The organism is Paenibacillus artemisiicola, from assembly GCF_017652985.1.
Taxonomy (GTDB): domain Bacteria; phylum Bacillota; class Bacilli; order Paenibacillales; family Paenibacillaceae; genus Paenibacillus_Z; species Paenibacillus_Z artemisiicola.
Genome location: NZ_JAGGDJ010000004.1, coordinates 217,275 through 235,260, shown reverse-complemented (window position 1 = coordinate 235,260; position 17,986 = coordinate 217,275). Strand labels below are relative to the sequence as shown.

Genomic DNA, 17,986 nt, shown 5'->3' with positions numbered 1-17,986 from the left:
CGAAAAACGCATATGAGCTCGCTTATATTACGGATTGACTCCGCAGCAATTCCGCGATGAGGGCATGGCCTTTAGCCGGAAGGAATATACCTGATAATGATCAACATGTAGGCTTACCGAGTTACATCACTCGTTTCCGGCAATGACCGCAATTGAAGATAACTGAGGGAGGAATAGAGGATGGAGTTAACCTATCGGCAGAAGCGGCACTTAATTGATCAAGGCTATGTGAAAGTCCCGGGCGTTGTTCCGAAAATTATGATTCGAGAAACAATGAAGGCAATTAATCATTCCATTGGCAAAGGCATTCCGGAGGGCCATCACGGCGCGAATTATTGTAGGGAGTTGGAAAGAAAGCCGCTCGTAACAGACTTGTTTAACCGCACACCGGTCAAAACGATCATCGATTCGCTGGTTGGAGAAGATGCCTACCATCCGATCGGCATGGGGCAACTCGCACTGCGATTCCCGGATTACATAGATAATCCGCCGGATGATCTCGGGGCACATCTGGATGGTGTCCTTCACGTAAAAGACAGCATTGCACAAAATTTTACGGCACTAGTCGGCGTCATCCTGAGTGATCAAAGTGAGCCGGACCATGGGAATTTTACGGTGTATCCAGGTACCCACAAGGCGTATGAGCTTTACTTTAGGGAACATGGCGCTGAAGTATTATTCCGGGATGAAGGGTTTCGAACGATGCATCGTTCGGCTAGTGTTCCGTTATCGAAGCCGGTGCAGATCACAGGTGAGCCAGGAGATTTGATCATTACGCACTACCAGTTGGTTCATGCAGGTGGTATTAACCTATCGGAGCGAATCCGCTATTCTACTTATTTTCGGGTTGACCATAAAGACCGTCATACCGATTGGCAAGCACCACTCTTAGACATGTGGCGCCATTGGCCGGGTCTTCGGTCGACGCTAGCGTGAGGGGTCAGTAGATTTTTCAAAAGGTGATCCATCATCCGTTTTTGTTATCGAAGTTCAATAACGAGAGGCAGTCTACGACTTTATTTTCCAAGTCTTAAGACTGCCTTTCGTTGACTTCTGTGCTTTTTGATCCATATAATAAGGAAATACACACAAAAAACCACATTCTTTCGTGAGTGGGCGTTCGGACTTGTTGGAATGGGAGCAGCGCGTAATCATTGCTCGTGACTCCGAATGTATTCCAGAGAGCTCATTCTTGTCGAGGGGGATAGGCCATGATAGCGTCACAACGCAGAAATGTAATCAAAGAGATGTTGATGGTAGAGCGGAGCGTGAAGGTAGTCGATCTTGCCAAACACTTTAATGTGTCAGATGAAACGATCCGCCGAGACCTCTTCCAACTGGAACAAGAAGGTATAGTGGAAAAAAATTATGGTGGCGCTGTATTGACGGAGGAACTACAGCAGACGATGTCGATAGTGCCGCCCTTGCATCTGCGGAATTTTCAGTATTATGAAGAGAAGGACGCGATTGGGAAAGCGACTGCGGGTCTCGTGAAAGATAATTCGAGCGTCATTTTGGACTCGGGTTCCACCACGTGGTGCGTAGCCCGTCATCTTAAGCAGGTCTCCGATCTAACCATTGTAACGAATGGCATCAACATTGCGGAAGAATGTAGCGCGAACGAGGAGTGCAGCATTTTTTTAATCGGAGGGAAGCTAATCCGAAAGTCCATGTGTTTGGTCGGACCGCAAGCCGAGGAAGAACTCAAGAAGTACGACGCCCATTACGCGATCCTCGGCACATCGGGAATTTCGCTGCGTAAAGGCTTTACGAGCTCTGATCTCTACGAAGCGCAAGTGAAGCGGGCCATGGTCTCGGCAGCACAAAAAGTCATTGTCGTTGCCGATCACAGCAAGTTTCTTAAGAACGCATTCGTATCGTATGCCGTCTTTCAAGAGGTGGATATTCTCATTACTAGTGAACTTACCGATCCCGCGGTTCTTAATGAAATCGAGCAGCATGGCGTTCAAATTATCGTATGTCCTATCTAAAACGGAACCAGGAACAAGCAGAACTACAGCCCTAGAAAAATACGATTGCAAATATCTATACCTAGAGAAACATGCGTCGCAGACATCACTCAAGAAAGTAACGATGTTCGCGAAGGCGGCAAGAAGCAACATTACGGATTCCTTCCAAGGGGCGCTCTCAGCCATATGGCTTGTCAACCATACAGCCTTGGCGACCGCCTCCGATAACGATATGACGCCTTTGTGATCGGAAGCGTTTTTTGGATGATAGAAGTCGTTTTCTATGAAGAATCTTGATAAAGTAGAGGCGCTTCCGCATGCGATGCGGATTGGAAAAGTGTTTTCGGTTGATTAGAGGGATCCGTCGGCAGCCTTGTCCCTCGCGTTATTGTCCGAGCGTGTTTCTAGTGTATATCGCGAGAGATGCAAAATAGAAATAAGATTTAAAACCGTCGAAGGAAGATTTCGACGGTTTTTTACGTATTGGTGCCTCTATTCATTAGAAAGTCATTAAAAGCCGCAAGGAAATCGATATTTTTTATGAAAACCCTTCAATAACTCTTAAAAATATGTTGACATTATGACTGATTAGTTTTATAACTGACACATAAGCATTAAATACCACATGTAAGCGCTTCAGTTTATAGGGGTTTTGCATTAAGTGTGGTTTTTGGTGTGGGCTTATAAATAATGGGAGGTCTGTGGGATGAAGAAAGTAAACAAAGCTGCAATCGCATCACTTGTTTTAACTTTGACGGCCGGCGCGCTCTTGACGGGTTGCGGCAGCAACAGCAACAGCAACAGCAACAGCAACAGCAACAACAGCAGCAGCAACGGCAAAGAGAACGCGGCCGCATCACCTGCACCGGAAGACAATGCTACTCCTAAAGAAAAGGTTGTGCTGGATTTCTGGACGTTTTGGGGCTCAGAAACTAGACGGCCACTCATTGAGAAGATCATTGACGATTTCAACAAGGCCCACGAAGGTACAATCGAAGTTAAGCACTCCTATTATCCATTCGGTGATATCTGGACAAAATCGCTCGCACAAACAGCGGCAGGTAATCCTCCGGACGTTATTGTAAACGCTATCGAAGAAACCGGGCTTCGCGCGGCGAAGAAGCAAAATACAAACTTGGCTGAATTTCTCGCCAAAGATCCTGACGTGAAAAATCGTTTCCGCGAAGACCTCTGGAACACGGTCCTTTATAAAGGTGACCCTTACGCGCTTCCATTCACGACAGACACACGCATGATGTTCTATAACAAAACCGCGTTCAAGGAAGCCGGACTTGATCCTAACAAATTCCCGGATACGTGGGACGAGTTGGAGCAAGTAGCGATGAAGCTGGATAAGAAAGACGCAAACGGCAACTATACGCGAATTGGGTATGCGCCTCAGTTCGCTGGGTTCGACGCGAAGAGCATCGCGGTCAATTTCGACGGCGGCAAGGGGTGGTTGGACGAGAATGGTCAAGCCAACGCTAATACGCCGGCGAAAATCGATGGATTCAAGTATGTGCAGCGTTATACCGACCGCCTCGGTCAGAAGAACATTGACGAGTACAAAGCGACATTCGGCAGTAAGGAAGCGAATCCGTTCATTGCTGGCAAAGTTGCGATCTGGCCGGATGCGGTAACGTTCCAAACACAACTTCGCGATTTCGGCAAAGGTATGGACGTAGGCATTGCGCCAATTCCTGAGACAAAAGAAGGTGCCGGTCATTGGAGTACGGGCGGCGGCTTCGTGGTTGAGATTCCGGCCGGCGCGAAGCATCCTGCGGAATCGTGGGAATTCATCAAGTACCTGACCGATGTTCAAGCTCAAACCTACTGGGCGAAAATGAACTACGACAACGTCGCAAACGTGCAGGCGTCTAATGATTCGGAATTGTCTAAGGACCCAGTTTACAAAGCATCCGTCGACAATTTGGCAAACACTCGCGTGTATACGCGTCCAGCAGCTGCCGCGGATATGCTCAAAATGCTTGATCCGCAAGTAGACGCCATTCTGCAAAAGAAAACTACGCCAGAAAAGGGACTCGAACAAGCACAAAACGACATTTCTGACTTGATTGCTCAAAACGGAGGCTAATGTAAAATTGCCGCAATGCAGGAGGAGTGGTTGGTTGTCAGCCGCTCCTTCTTGCATGAAGCAGCCGCTTCAGAGATGGAATGAAAGCAATTGTAAAGAGGAAGGTGATTAACTTGTCCACTATCAACAGAACCGCCAAGGGGAGACGATTGTCGCTAGAGCGCAAGGAAGCGATGTGGGGCTATTCGTTCGTCCTGCCTTGGATCATCGGTTTCCTGGTGTTTACGTTTGGGCCGCTGCTCTTCTCGTTGTATGCGAGCTTCACGAACTATGACATAACCTCGCAGATGGATTGGGTAGGTATTCGCAACTACCGTAATATGTTCACTCATGATTCTTTGTTCTGGAAATCGCTGCACAATACGTTGTTTTACGTGGTGTTTAACGTTCCGTTAACGACTTTCGCGGCATTGCTTCTGGCCGTAACAATGAATCAGAAAATTCCCGGTATGCGGATCTTCCGAACCGTTTTCTATTTGCCTTCCGTTCTAGCGGGCGTCGCTGTTTTTTATCTATGGATGATGCTTCTGAATCCAAGCACGGGACTTGTCAATATGGCGCTTGGTTGGATCGGCATTGACGGTCCTGCGTGGATGACTGATCCGAATTGGACAAAGCCCGCCGTTATTCTGATGAAGCTGTGGGGGGCCGGCGGAGGCATGCTGCTGTATCTGGCCGCGCTGCAAGGTGTGCCCGAACAGCTGTATGAGGCAGCCGAGTTGGATGGAGCAAGCCCGCTTCGGCGATTCTGGCACGTTACGGTGCCGATGATTACGCCCGTTATCTTCTTTGAGCTTGTCACCAATCTGATCGGCGCGTTCCAAATCTTCCAGGAAGGCTACGTCATGGTGCAGGATCAGTCAACGCCAGGCTCGCCAATGAACTCGCTTCTGTTCTATAACCTCCATATGTTTCTTAAGGCGTTCCAGTCCTTCCAAATGGGGTATGCGACAGCAATGGCATGGTTCCTCTTCGTGGCCGTCATTATTTTGACTTTGATAAACATGGCCTTGTCGAAATTGTGGGTCCATTATGAAGGAGGGGAACAACGATGAGCATGTCCTCCGCTTCATCTTCGGGGAACTATTTCCAAAGCCGGCGAGCGCGCAAGCGAATGTCGAAAACGGTCATTGCTTTCATCATGATCGTAATAGGGATCGTTTGTCTTGCGCCATTCTGGTGGATGCTGTCTACGTCGTTCAAGTCCATGCAGGAAATCATGAGTTTTCCGCCGACGAAGTATCCGCATTCCATCCACTGGAGCAATTATACGCATGCTTGGGTAAGCGGCCGGTTCAGCCGCTATGCGTTGAATACGCTCTTCTTGTCCTGCGTCGGCGTTTTTGCTCACGTCCTGTCCAATACGTTTATAGCCTACGGATTTGCCAAAATCAAATTCAAGGGGAAAAGCTTCCTGTTTTCGTTGATGCTGGCTACCATGATGATTCCGGGGTTTTGCACGTTGATTCCTCAGTATATTTTGTTTTCCAAACTTCATTGGGTGGGAACCTATTTGCCGCTTACGATTCCGGGTTTCTTCGGCAGTGCCTTCCAAATCTTCATGCTCCGTCAGTTCTACCTGGGCATTCCGAACGATTTGATCGAAGCGGCCAAGATGGATGGCGCAAATCATTTATACATTTGGTCCCGCATTATGGTGCCGCTGGCGAAGCCGGCCGTCATCGTCATTGCGATCACGACGTTTCAAGGGGCGTGGAACGACTTTCTCGGTCCGCTGCTCTACGTGAACAAAGAATCGATGTTCAACATTCAAATCGGTCTTACGGCATTCAGGAGCGCCGAGCTGACCCAGTGGAATTACTTGATGGCTGCGTCGCTGATCGCATTGGCGCCCGTCATCTTGCTCTTCTTTTTCTTTCAACGCTACTTTATCGAAGGGATGAATATTTCGTCTGGTACCAAAGGGTAGAGAGTTTCAGGGACTGGACGTTCGAAAATCCCTAGATAAACAAACCTTATTTTACTCCTCGCTTCGGCCGACGAGGCTTTGCTCCAATGACGTCTACTTCGGCATATACGATGAAGTGTGTTGAAATCATGGAATCCTACTACAATACGATTATCTAATCATAGGAGTGATTTACATTGAATCTTCTCAGCAAACCACATAATGTCGTTACCTTGAAGCAAGCGTCCGCCATGGCGGAGACAGGGCAGTACGCGATCGGTTCGTTCTCCCCGCGGTACACGCCGGTCATTCAAGCCGTATTGCGCGCCGCGCAAAAAGCGCAGTCGCCGTTTATTTGCCAAATTTCGCAAAAGGAGCTTGAGCGTTACGGCATTACGCCGAAGGAATTTGCGGATGAATTCTACGCTCGCCTGAAATCTGAGCAGATTACGGTTCCTGCCGTTCTTCATCTGGATCATACGAAGACGTTCTCCGTCATTCGGGAAGCGATAGAAGCGGGTTTCACCTCGGTCATGATCGACGCATCCGAGAAACCGCTTGACGAGAACATCCGCATTTCAAAAGAGGCGGTTGAGTTCGCTCATGCGAACGGCGTTTCCGTGGAAGCGGAGCTTGGCATGATCGGTACGACGGATTACATTGAGACGGACAATGACGAAGAATTGTATACGGATCCGCAAGAGGCGAAGCGTTTTGTCGATGAGACCGGCGTCGATTCCCTGGCGGTTTCCGTTGGCACCGCACACGGCGTCTATATGGTAAAGGAGCCGAAGATCGATTTTGCCCGTCTGGAGGCCATCCGACAGTTAACGCCTGTGCATCTAGTGCTGCACGGCGGCTCTGGCGTTCCGGCTTGGATGATCGAGAAGGCAATTAAGCTGCCGCAAGGAGGGATCAGCAAGGTCAACATTGCGACGGATCTCGAATTATCCTTGCTGGAAGCGCTCGGGCGGACAGAGCGGATGACCAACGCAGAGCTTAAGGCGCTTTCGCCGGAGGCGTTGAACGCAGGTCTGGCAGCCGTAGAAGCGACGGTGCTCGATAAGATTTCGAACTTCCTAGGCAGCAAGGAACATGCTGTCGACTTCTTGTTCTAAGAACGGGCAAACGAGCTCATTGACGAATACGATTTACAGCACTTGATTCCATCACAAGGAGACTATGGTATGTCTACGAGAAAGAAGCTTCATATGATCGGTAACGCGCATCTGGATCCGGTGTGGCTCTGGCAATGGCAGGAGGGCTTCCAGGAAGTGAAAGCGACGTTCCGTTCGGCGCTAGACCGGATGAAGGAGAACGACGACTTCCTTTTTACGTCTAGCTCCGCCGTCTATTACGAGTGGGTTGAGAATAATGATCCGGCCATGTTCGAAGAAATTCGCTCGCGTATCAAGGAAGGCCGCTGGGAAATCGTCGGTGGCTGGTGGATTCAGCCAGATTGCAACATCCCGAACGGTGAATCCTTTGTCCGCCAGGGCTTGTACGCCCAGCGTTATTTCAAGGAGAAGTTCGGGGTTACCGCTAAGGTCGGTTATAACGTGGATAGCTTCGGCCACTTTGGCATGATGCCGCAAATATTGAAGAAATCCGGAATGGACTATTACGTCATGATGCGCCCGATGCCGAATGAGAAGGGACTGCCCGGCCGTTTGTTCCAATGGGAATCGGATGACGGCTCACAGGTGCTGTGCTTCCGCATTATGTTTGAGTATTGTACCTGGGGAAAAGTACTGGATCTACATGTCGCCCGCTGCGCAGGCGAGCTCCGCGAGCCGATTGACGAACTCATGTGTTTTTACGGCGTCGGGAACCACGGCGGCGGACCGACAAAGGAGAACATCGCGAGCATTCGCCGCATGAACGAGGATCCCGCGCTGCCCGAGCTCGTCTTCAGCACGCCGAACCGATTCTTTGAGGCCGTCGAACAGAAAGACGTTCAGTATCCGGTCGTTCACGACGATCTGCAGCATCACGCGAGCGGTTGTTATGCGGTACATTCGGAGATCAAGAAATTCAACCGCAAATCCGAGAACATGCTGATTGCGGCCGAGAAGTTCTCGGCAATTGCCGAGCGCGCGACTAATCAGCCTTACCCCAAGGACTTCATTACCGCATGGAAAGGCGTGCTGTTCAATCAATTCCATGATATTCTGGCCGGCACGTCAATCGAACCGGCTTATGAGGACGCACGCAATTTGTATGGCGAAGCCATTACCATCGCGGACCGGAATATGAACTATGCGATCCAAGCGCTCTCGTGGAATATCGGGATCGAGGAAGAGCAGGGGATGAAGCCGATTGTCGTGTTCAATCCGCATTCTTGGGCGTACCAGGCGAATATCGAGCTGGAAATGGGCGGCAGCGTCAACGACGGCACGATCCTTGTCGATGAAACCGGCAAGCAACTCGCGTTCCAAAGCGTACAGTCCCTTGCGACGGCGAACGGCCGTTACCGCCTGAGCTTTATCGCCGATTTGCCGCCGTTGGGCTACCGGGTGTATAAGCTCCGTACCGAAGCGACGGAAGCCAAGCTTCAGATTAACCCGATTAAGTCCTGCGATTACACCATGGAGAATGATCGCTTCCGTATTGAATTCGATCCGGCCACCGGCTTTATCAGCAGTTTGCACGACAAGAAGCTGGCTTTCGAGGTGTTTCGCCCGGAGAATGGCGGTGCGGCTAAGCCGGTCGTCATCGAAGATAAGAGCGATACATGGAGCCATAACGTGTTCCATTTCAACAAGGCGGTCGGCGAATTCGCGGCGACTAGCGTGAAGCGCGTCGAGCATGGGCCGGTCAAGTCCGTCATCCGCGTAACTTCCGCTTACGGCAGTTCCAGGCTGGTACAGGATTTTACCATGTATCGCGAATTGGACTACATCGACGTGAAAGTGACCGTGGACTGGCGCGAACAGTTTAAGATGCTGAAATTGGTGTTCCCGATGAACTTCGTCTTCACGCGCCAAACGTATGAAATTCCGTACGGCTTCAAGGAGCGGGAGCACAACGGCGAGGAAGAGCCGGGGCAATCCTGGGTCGATTACGGCGGCATCGCGCGCGACAAGGGCGTTGTGTACGGATGCAGCATTATGAATGACGCAAAATATAGCTACAGCATCATGAATAAGGAATTGGCGATTACCGTGCTTCGCAGCGCGATCTATGCGCATCACGATCCCAAGGTTCCGGAAGAGAACGGCCACTATACGTTTATCGATCAAGGAGTTCAAACGTTCAATTACCGGATCATGCCGCATGAAGGCAATTGGGAGGAAGCCGGCACGGTCAAGAAAGCGCAAGAGCTAATCCAGCGTCCGGTATCGGTTATCGAGACGTATCATAACGGGGCACTGCCACAAATCAACTCCTTCCTGTCGGTGGACAAAGACAACGTCATTGTGGGCGCGATGAAGAACAGCGAGGATGGCGACGATCTGATCGTCCGGCTGTACGAAACCTCGAAGGTCTTGACGGATGCCACGATCACGCTGCCGCAATGGGGACGCACGATCAAGACGACGTTCGGTCCGTGCGAGATCAAAACGTTCCGGGTCTCGAAGGACGCGAGCGTGCCCGTTTGCGAAGTGAACATGATCGAATGGTAAAAGCAGGACGGCCGGGATTCATGAATCGGCTCGGCAGGATAACGGGGCAAGGAAAACGAATTCGATCCTGATAGGAATGAAGAAGATCAAGTTGTCGGGAGGGATCACAGTGTTCGTCGCTCAGAGACGCAACAAGATTAAAGAACAGCTGTTGCAGGAAAAAAGCGTTAAAGTAGCGGAGCTCGTGAAAACCTTCAATGTTTCCGAGGAAACCATACGCCGGGATTTGAACCAGCTGGAACGAGAAGGGCTCATCCAGAAAAGCTATGGCGGAGCCGTATTAGTAGACGATATCCAGCAAATATCGGTGTCTATCCCTCCCGTGCAGCAAAGAAAATTCGAGCATTTCGAAGAGAAGAACGTGATCGGGCGCAGGGCGGCCGAGCTTGTGGGGGAGAATCAAATCGTCATCATCGATTCCGGTTCGACCACGTGGTGCGTGGCCAGTCATCTAAAATCGCGGGAAGGACTGGTCGCCGTCACCAATGGCATTAACATCGCCGAAGAGCTGATGGAGAACGAGGCAACCCACATCTTCTTGCTCGGCGGAAAAATGATCAAGAAATCCATGAGTTTGGTCGGACCCGTAGCAGAAGCGGAGCTTCAGCATTATAACGCCGATTATGTCTTTATGGGGACGACCGGCATTTCGCTTCGAATAGGATTTACAAGCTCGGATATCTACGAGGCGGGGATTAAGCGAGCGATGGTAGCGGCAGGCCAGAAGGTCGTCGTCGTTGCCGACCATACCAAGTTTCAAGCACAAGCCTTGATCGCTTACAGCGCGTTTAAGGACGTGGATATTCTCATCACTAGCTCGCTCGCAGATCCAATCATTCTGGCTGAAGTTCGCAAGTTGGGCGTGCAGGTTATCGTGTGCGATGTAATTTAAATGGAAACTTGACCGCATGATGCGTAGAAAAATCAAATAAGACCGGAACTTAGATAGTTTCGGTCTTATTTGGCACATCTGAAAAAAGGAACTCGGCACCTATCGCGTGCCGGGCGGAGAGAATGAAGACACTAATGAACAACCAAACAATCGAGCTAGCACCTAGGCGATCGTGAAAGGATGAGAAGCACGTGTATCATGCAAACCAATTCATATGGCGAGTCGGTGAACCGAACAGCGATTTGCGCAATTTTCAGGACAATTATCGCGATCCCGACACCGTTACCAGGCAGACATGGACGATCGGAGAGGATGGCAGGCCTATGGATGCTGATCCATGGCCATTATACCACGTCAGCAATGCGGATCCGGACGGCGGCTATAAGCCGCATCCGTACACGATTCGGTTTCGGCTGGAGGACCCTATTGCGCCTGCTTATCGGTTAACGCTCCATTTTATCGTCACCACGCCACGGACGCCTTATGTCGTCATTCATCTAAACGGCATGGAGGGGAAGGGCTTCCTGCATCCCGTACCTTCGTCCGACGGTGTAATGAAGCCCAAGCATTCGCTGCATACGACGATTTTCGCTAAAGGCACTATGGATATGATTATTCCTGCAGAGCATCTTCGGATGGGATGGAACGAGTTGACGGTGGAAGCGCGTGACGACGATCCCATCGTGCATGTGCATAATCCGCAAGCCGTGCTGCGATTGGACCGCATGGCCGATGCTGCGGGCTTTTACTACGATTGGATGGAGCTAGAAGCGCTTGCCAATAGGCCAGAACAGGCCATCGTTCGATTTCGTGCAAAACCTTCTGTACTGTACCGTCAGGTAGGGGAGACGTTGTTCGAACGTGTCGATGTATATCTCGAACTTGGTCGTCCGTATGCAGGGGAACCGCTTCTTTTAACACTTACAAACGCCGATGGTCATGAGACGTGCATTGAGCTCGCCTTCCCAGCCGCCATTTTCGGTCATCATGCATATTCCCTTGAAATCGAAGACGGGGAAGGCCTGGTATCCTACCGATTCGAAGGACAAGTGGGCGGAATCCCCGTCATCGAGCGAGGACAGTTCAAACGTCGGCGAAAATGGCAGGTCTATACGACTCCCCATGTCCATACCGATATCGGCTACACGCACCGCCAATGGGAAGTCGCCGAGCGGTTGTGCCGTAATCTGGATAAAACGATCGAACTCGTGCAGACGGAGCGCGAAACAAGTGAACGTTGGGGCTACCCTCCGTTCACGTACGTGCTCGATTCGTCCTGGGCGCTCGAGGAATTCGTCGCCTATCGCGACGAGCGCATGCAGGCTGCGCTGAAGGAGGCTGTCCGCCGCGGAGAGATCGGCGTACCCAGCAACTATACCGATCTGCTCACACAGTTTGCCTCGCTGGAGGATCTGATCCGCAACGGGGAATTCAGCGATACGTATTTGAGCGAGCTTGGACAACGCGCCGACCATGCGGCCATCGTCGACGTGGCATCCGCGAGCGGTTCGCTCCCCGCCATTCTGGAGGGGATGGGCGTACGCTACCTGGTGCATGCCAATAATCAGGACCGTGGGCCGTTTCGGTTGAACGGAAATTTGCATCATTTGAATCCGTTTTACTGGGAGGGCGTGAACGGGGGGCGCGTGCTCGTTTGGCTGGCCAAAATGTATTGCGAGCTTAAAAAGGTATGCGGATCGCCCGCGACGGCAGAGACGGCTGCCAAGGGGATGCAGGTGTGGTTGGACGAATTCGAGCACGAGCAGTATGCACCCGATGCCGTACTGTTATATGGACAGGATGCGGACAATACGGACATCGATCCGTTTCCAATCGGCTTCGTTAAGGAGTGGAACGATACCTATGCCTATCCAAAGCTGATTCCATGCGATGTGAGCGCGTTCTTCCGCTACGTCGAGACGAACTATGGCGATACGTTCCGAACGGTCAAAGGCGATCAAGGCGCTTATTGGGAAGACGGCGTCGGATCCAGTATCGCAGAGTCGATTAAGGTTCGTCACGCGCAAGTGATGCTGCCCGCTGCCGAAAAACTGGACGCGCTGGCAGTCATTCACGGGAATGGATCGGCATTTCCGCTTCAGCATTATAACGCAGCTTGGCGAGAAGTACTGTTGTACGACGAACACACGTGGGGTGCGTTCTTAGCTGGCTCTGACCCAGAAGCCTTGCTGCAGGAGGATCAGTGGAAAGTAAAACGACAGATGGCGGAATCGGCGGAAAGCTGGGGGGAGCGAATGCTGCTTGCTGCTGCGACGCGGCATAGCTTGCGCTGGAACAATAACGGTCGTGAAGTGGTCGTCTATAATCCGAACAGTTGGCCTTTAAGTGCTGAAGTAATCGTCGAAATTGCACGAGGGGAGCAAGTTATCAACCCGTCGTCGGGACAGCCGATACCGTTGCGGTTGCTGCGCGAAACACGCTCTCAGGCGGTCGTGAAGTTGTGGGTCGACGAGGTACCGGGCATGAGTTATAGGCGTTTCGTCCTGCAACCGGCTCCCGCTCCGCTCAACTCGGAGCAAGCCGAAATCCACGGAGACACGCCGATCGTGTTGGAAAGTCCGCATTATCGTGCGGTCATCGATGCGAAGCGAGGGTGCATGCTGTCCTGGACGGACCTGGAGCAGGGAAAGGAGTTGGTCGAGGCCGGTGACCCGCACGGCTTCGGCACGTTCCTCTATGCGCGCGGCGGCGAGGGATCGAAGCTGCTAGGGAATCATGCTGACAAGTCAGATGACGGGGCGGAGCTGCTCGACTCCTTCGAGCTGCGGACCGTTCGCCGTTCGGAGAATGCGGTATCGGTTGCGGTCACGTTAACAGGTGTCGTGCCGATGGGGGAGCTGACCATTGAATGGGAACTGTTCAGAGCGGCCAAGCGGTTGGATGTTCGGTATCAATACGCGAAGCAGGAGACGACGGCCACGGAGGCGGTCTACATTGCGTTTCCGCTTCGGCTGACGAATGCATCGGTGTTGTCTGATTCGCAGCTCGGCTGGGTGAACTGGGATCGTGATCAGCTGCCCGGCGCCTGCAAGGAGTGGCTGCCTCTGCAAACCGCCATGGTCGTGCACGGCACCGAAGCCGCCGTGACGATCGCTTCCCCCAATATTCCGCTATTCACGGTGAACGAAGAGGTGAAAGGTCGTTGGCCGAAGGAATTGAAGCTGTCCGGCAGCAAAGTGTTCTCTTACGTGCTGAATAATTATTGGAAATCCAATTATAAGCCTTCCCAGGGAGGGTTGATTACGTTCGCCTACTCGCTGACGAGCTCGTCCGAACCTAAGCTCGATGAGGCCTACCGTTTTGGCCATTCCAGAAGGCTCGGCTTATACGGCCAACGAATGAGTTTTCAAGAGCAGCGCACGGTGCAGCTGCCGTACCAAGAAACAAGCGGCGGCACAATGGCGGTCATCGAGCCCGTTCAAGTCGCAGCGACGACCATAAAAGGGGCGAGAAACAGGGAAGGAATCATCGTCCGACTGCAAAATATTTCAGGAGAGGTACAACAAGCAGCGCTCTCCTTTCCTGGAAGGCCAATTCGCAGAGCATGGCTTACAGATCTCCTTGAATATGAGGTCGAAGAGCTTCCGCTAGGAACGGAAGGCTCCGTTCGGATTCCTGTAAACCCATGGGGACTGATCACGCTTCGTCTTCGTTTTGATTAATTTTTAGGCGTTTTCTGTAATCCGTGAACTTATGCACCATTGAAACTTTGATTGGCGCATCTAGGTCGTGAACGCTTGTCTGACAAATGTTGAAGTTGAGATGAAACCTTTCCTTGGATGGTGGACTGCTACCGGCCGGAAAGGTTTCATTACTTGTAGTGGACCACTTTGAGATATCGACCGTTTTAGACGGAAAACTTTTCTTCAAGGGGCGTAGCTCCGCAGTTCCATCTTCGACTATTGAGAAAGAGGCGAACAAATGACACGACCCAATATCATCTTGATTACGACGGATCAGCAACGTTACGACAGTCTCGGTATTCACGGGAGCGAATTTATGAGAACACCGAACATGGATCGAATCGGACGGGAAGGCGCGGTTTTCACAAACGCATTTTGCCCAAATCCGGTGTGCACGCCATCCAGAGTTTCGATGATGACCGGCTTTCACTTATCTCGTCACGGCTCCTACAATATTGGAACCCGGCCTCCGGATTATTCCATGTTCCTGAGCAGCATACTTCGGCAAAGCGGATACCGAACGCATCATATCGGTAAAGCCCATTGGCATCCATGGGAAGCGCCAAGTCCTGAAACGCGCAAGCCCGACGAAGCAGGTTCGCCGTTTCTTGATTTTGCCGGATTTGAAAGTGCGGAGCTGTCCGTAGGCCATGCGACATGGGGAGTGCAGGGTCATTACGCTTCTTGGCTGCTTAACAAAGGAATCGATCCGATGTCGTATAAAGTAAACCGGCTGTTTGAACGAGATTATTATGAAACCGGTGATTGGGAGCTGCCCCAGGCGTTCCATTCGGGAAGCTGGCTCGCGGAACGCGCTGTCGATTTTCTCGGGAGTCAGGCCGCTTCGCAGCCATTTTTCTTGAATTTGGGTTTTCAAGACCCGCATCATCCGCATGTGCTGCCTTATGACTTTGAAAATCGTGTAGATCCGCTTAAAGTGTCCCTTCCGGACACAGTTTCCTTTTCGGCTAGTGACGTACCTGAGCATATCCCTCATTTCCGAAGCGGGACGTTAATTGACAGCCGATTCAACGGAACTTTCGAGATGGCCGGCAACGGAAGATACGCATGGGGATCTTATTTCTCCGATTCTACTAAGGCTCGCATGACGCGGGCCTACTATTACTCCATGATTCAGTTGATTGACGAACAACTAGGTATTATTTTGCAGGCGCTCGATGATCTGGGGCTTGCGGATACTACGCTGCTCGTGTTCACGTCCGATCATGGCGAGATGTTAGGAGATCACGGTATCGGTCAGAAGGGGCCGCTAACCTATAATGGGGTTACTCATATCCCGTTACTCATCCGCTATCCGGCTGGCTTCAAGCCATGTCAAATCGATAGCTGCGTTTCATTGGTCGACCTGTTGCCTACGTTACTTGGTTTCGCGAGTATCGACGATTCTATCCGACGAGACGGAATCAGCCTAATGACGACGCTTCAAGCTCGCAATCCACTCGAACGTAGCGGCGTGCGAATTGAATACAAGGAGGAGGCGGATCGCATTCGGTATAAATGCTGGGTGACGGAAGATTGGAAATTGGCTCTATATCCCGGAGAAACGTTCGGCGAACTCTATGATCGGAAGCGGGATGCGGATGAACGACGTAATTTATTCAATGACCCAGCATACCAAGAGATCAAAATGAAGCTGACGATCGAATTGCTCGGAGACTTGGAACGCAGCGAACCCTTGAACATAAGGCCTTCTCGCGTTTAAACACTTGATTAATCATTTGCCATGCTGCCGTATCCATTATCCGTACAATGACCATACCATAAAGGATGGCATCCGTTAGAGCTCGTTTGAAGACCGTCGCTGAGGCGGTCTTTTTTTGATGGCGTGGCGGACTGAGGGTTGGAGTTGAGGTCTACGACCAGCTATTTGCACCGAGAAGATATGTTTGCTGGATTGCCAGAATATATTTACATATCTTTTGCTCGTTAGGAGGCTAAATAGCAATGCCATAACCGTTTTATCCTATCGACCTGATGGAGTCAGTCACAAAAAGGCGATGTGTTACGAGTATCGGTGTCCGATTAGGATGGAGGCCTACGATGAAATGGATCAAAATCCGCTCCCTCAAGCACAAGATTATTATGGTGTTCTCCGTGATTACCGTCATCTTAATCATTTTGCAGGTCGGCTTCTTCCAGCATTGGGTCAGTGCGATTATCTTAAGACAATCCGAAGCTTACTTTCAGGAAACCGTGCGCCAAATCGGGAAGCAGGTTGATCTTCAACACACCATCATCGATACGAATGCACGCGTAATCCGCAATAATCAGGTGATCAAAAACTATTTGAAGGATTTGAAGCAACACACGATAAACTATCAGATTGCGAAATACCAAATTGCGCGGCAAATTGTCCGGCTGCCTAATCTCGATAAGATGGAGAACATCTATATTTTCCCTGTCGGCTATGCACCGATGAATCTATTTTATACGGATGCCATCTTTCAGATCGATCCGGAGACGCAGCGTTTTATTCACGACCATGAGAATCGCGACTCAAGGTCGGACGGCGTGATCTGGACCGTGAAACCCACGACGCATCAGCTCTCGATGATGCTGTTGATTTATGATGGCAGCGAGCTGCTCGGGCTGCTCCAGATCGACTTAAACGATACCTTCCAGAACCAATTGGATGACGTAAAACTCGGCAAGCAGGGGAGCGTCTTTCTTTTGAACCAAGGCCAAATTTTGTTTGCTAAGGACCGAGAGCTGATCAATCGGAATGAGTCTGCATTAGACAGGCTATCAGGATCAGGAACAGTGGCTTCATACCAGCTAAACGATCAGGGTTGGAAGCTGATCGGAATCGTACCGAGCATCGAAATCCGCAACCAAGTCAATCAAGTCAATAAGATTATTTTACTGATGGAATTATTCGTATTCGCTTGCATCTTTCTGTTCGCATTGGTCATTCTCCGCATGATTTTAAAGCCGCTCAAGCAAATTATGCGCGGGATGGAGAGCATCGAGCAAGGCCGGCTGGATGTCATTATGGACAAATCGAAGCATGACGAATTCAGCGTTATCATCCGCCATTTCAACGATATGGCTGAGCGAGTCAACCGGTTAATTAAAACCGTCTACTATCAGCAACTGACGTATCGTAAAGCTGAAGTCATTAATTTGCAGTCGAAGCTCAATCCTCACTTCTTATACAACACGCTCGACATGATTTATTGGATGACGGTGGTGAAAGACGAGGAGGAGATCGGAGACGCGATCATCTCTTTGTCGAATATTTTGCGTTATTCCATTTCGCATCAGAACGAATTTGTACCTGTGGCCGAAGATATAGAGCAGCTCGAAAATTATTTGAAGATTCAACGCATGCGGTTCGAGAATAAACTAGCCTATCAGGTTCAAATTGATCCTGAAATCGTTGATATTAAAATTCCGAAGCTGCTCATTCAGCCGCTGGTGGAAAATGCAATCAAGTATGCATTTCAGCAAATGCTCCTTGGCGGCACGATTACGATTCGCGGTTACGCGAGCGGCGATGAACTGCTGTTTGAAGTGGTCGACAATGGGGTGGGCATGCCGAGTGAGAAGGTCGAAGCGCTGCTAGCGACATTCGAAAATAAGAGCCAGCCATCCGGTCTAGGCATTCGGCTTGTTCAGCAGCGTATAAGGTATCTATTTGGCGAGGAATACGGGCTATCCATCCAGAGTGAAATGGGACAAGGTACAACCATTACATTAAAGCTGCGAAGAGATGCAGGTATTCAGCAAGCGGAATTATGGAAAGACGAAGCGCTGCAAGCCTAACGCC

At 50.7% G+C, this 17,986-nt stretch carries 11 protein-coding genes; all 11 read left to right on the top strand.

Annotation, left to right across the window (positions count from 1 at the left end):
• Positions 1-180: 180 nt before the first annotated feature.
• The 11 genes from I8J29_RS09515 (at position 181) to I8J29_RS09465 (ending at position 17,982) form a co-directional block, all read left to right on the top strand.
• Positions 181-936 (top strand): phytanoyl-CoA dioxygenase family protein, encoded by a 756-nt coding sequence (locus I8J29_RS09515; protein ID WP_208847376.1) that lies wholly within the window; start codon positions 181-183, stop codon positions 934-936.
• A 275-nt stretch (positions 937-1,211) separates the two neighbouring features.
• Positions 1,212-1,991 carry a DeoR/GlpR family DNA-binding transcription regulator gene (locus I8J29_RS09510; protein WP_208847375.1) on the top strand — a complete coding sequence of 260 codons (780 nt, stop codon included), beginning with the start codon at positions 1,212-1,214 and terminating at the stop codon, positions 1,989-1,991.
• Positions 1,992-2,676: 685 nt separating this feature from the next.
• Complete coding sequence (locus tag I8J29_RS09505; protein WP_208847374.1) at positions 2,677-4,065, top strand: ABC transporter substrate-binding protein; 1,389 nt, start codon at positions 2,677-2,679, stop codon at positions 4,063-4,065.
• Between the two features lie 104 nt (positions 4,066-4,169).
• A complete protein-coding gene (locus tag I8J29_RS09500) occupies positions 4,170-5,120 on the top strand; it encodes a carbohydrate ABC transporter permease (protein ID WP_420831111.1) in 951 nt (316 codons plus the stop codon).
• Between the two features lie 59 nt (positions 5,121-5,179).
• Complete coding sequence (locus tag I8J29_RS09495; protein ID WP_240546026.1) at positions 5,180-5,995, top strand: carbohydrate ABC transporter permease; 816 nt, start codon at positions 5,180-5,182, stop codon at positions 5,993-5,995.
• 176 nt (positions 5,996-6,171) lie between these two features.
• Positions 6,172-7,092: a class II fructose-bisphosphate aldolase gene (locus I8J29_RS09490; protein ID WP_208847372.1), complete on the top strand. Its 921-nt coding sequence runs from the start codon at positions 6,172-6,174 to the stop codon at positions 7,090-7,092.
• Between the two features lie 69 nt (positions 7,093-7,161).
• Complete coding sequence (locus tag I8J29_RS09485) at positions 7,162-9,600, top strand: alpha-mannosidase (protein WP_208847371.1); 2,439 nt, start codon at positions 7,162-7,164, stop codon at positions 9,598-9,600.
• A 109-nt stretch (positions 9,601-9,709) separates the two neighbouring features.
• Entirely contained in the window at positions 9,710-10,492 is a 783-nt protein-coding gene (locus tag I8J29_RS09480; protein ID WP_208847370.1) for a DeoR/GlpR family DNA-binding transcription regulator, read from the top strand.
• A gap of 191 nt (positions 10,493-10,683) precedes the next feature.
• Complete coding sequence (locus I8J29_RS09475) at positions 10,684-14,175, top strand: glycoside hydrolase family 38 N-terminal domain-containing protein (protein WP_208847369.1); 3,492 nt, start codon at positions 10,684-10,686, stop codon at positions 14,173-14,175.
• A 259-nt stretch (positions 14,176-14,434) separates the two neighbouring features.
• A complete protein-coding gene (locus I8J29_RS09470; RefSeq protein ID WP_208847368.1) occupies positions 14,435-15,919 on the top strand; it encodes a sulfatase family protein in 1,485 nt (494 codons plus the stop codon).
• 338 nt (positions 15,920-16,257) lie between these two features.
• Complete coding sequence (locus tag I8J29_RS09465; protein ID WP_208847367.1) at positions 16,258-17,982, top strand: cache domain-containing sensor histidine kinase; 1,725 nt, start codon at positions 16,258-16,260, stop codon at positions 17,980-17,982.
• Positions 17,983-17,986: the final 4 nt, after the last annotated feature.

Coding starts and splice junctions, on each gene's coding strand:
- I8J29_RS09515 (WP_208847376.1), top strand. CDS start 181: ATGGAGTTAACCTATCGGCAGAAGCGGCACTTAATTGATCAAGGCTAT.
- I8J29_RS09510 (WP_208847375.1), top strand. CDS start 1,212: ATGATAGCGTCACAACGCAGAAATGTAATCAAAGAGATGTTGATGGTA.
- I8J29_RS09505 (WP_208847374.1), top strand. CDS start 2,677: ATGAAGAAAGTAAACAAAGCTGCAATCGCATCACTTGTTTTAACTTTG.
- I8J29_RS09495 (WP_240546026.1), top strand. CDS start 5,180: ATGTCGAAAACGGTCATTGCTTTCATCATGATCGTAATAGGGATCGTT.
- I8J29_RS09485 (WP_208847371.1), top strand. CDS start 7,162: ATGTCTACGAGAAAGAAGCTTCATATGATCGGTAACGCGCATCTGGAT.
- I8J29_RS09470 (WP_208847368.1), top strand. CDS start 14,435: ATGACACGACCCAATATCATCTTGATTACGACGGATCAGCAACGTTAC.
- I8J29_RS09465 (WP_208847367.1), top strand. CDS start 16,258: ATGAAATGGATCAAAATCCGCTCCCTCAAGCACAAGATTATTATGGTG.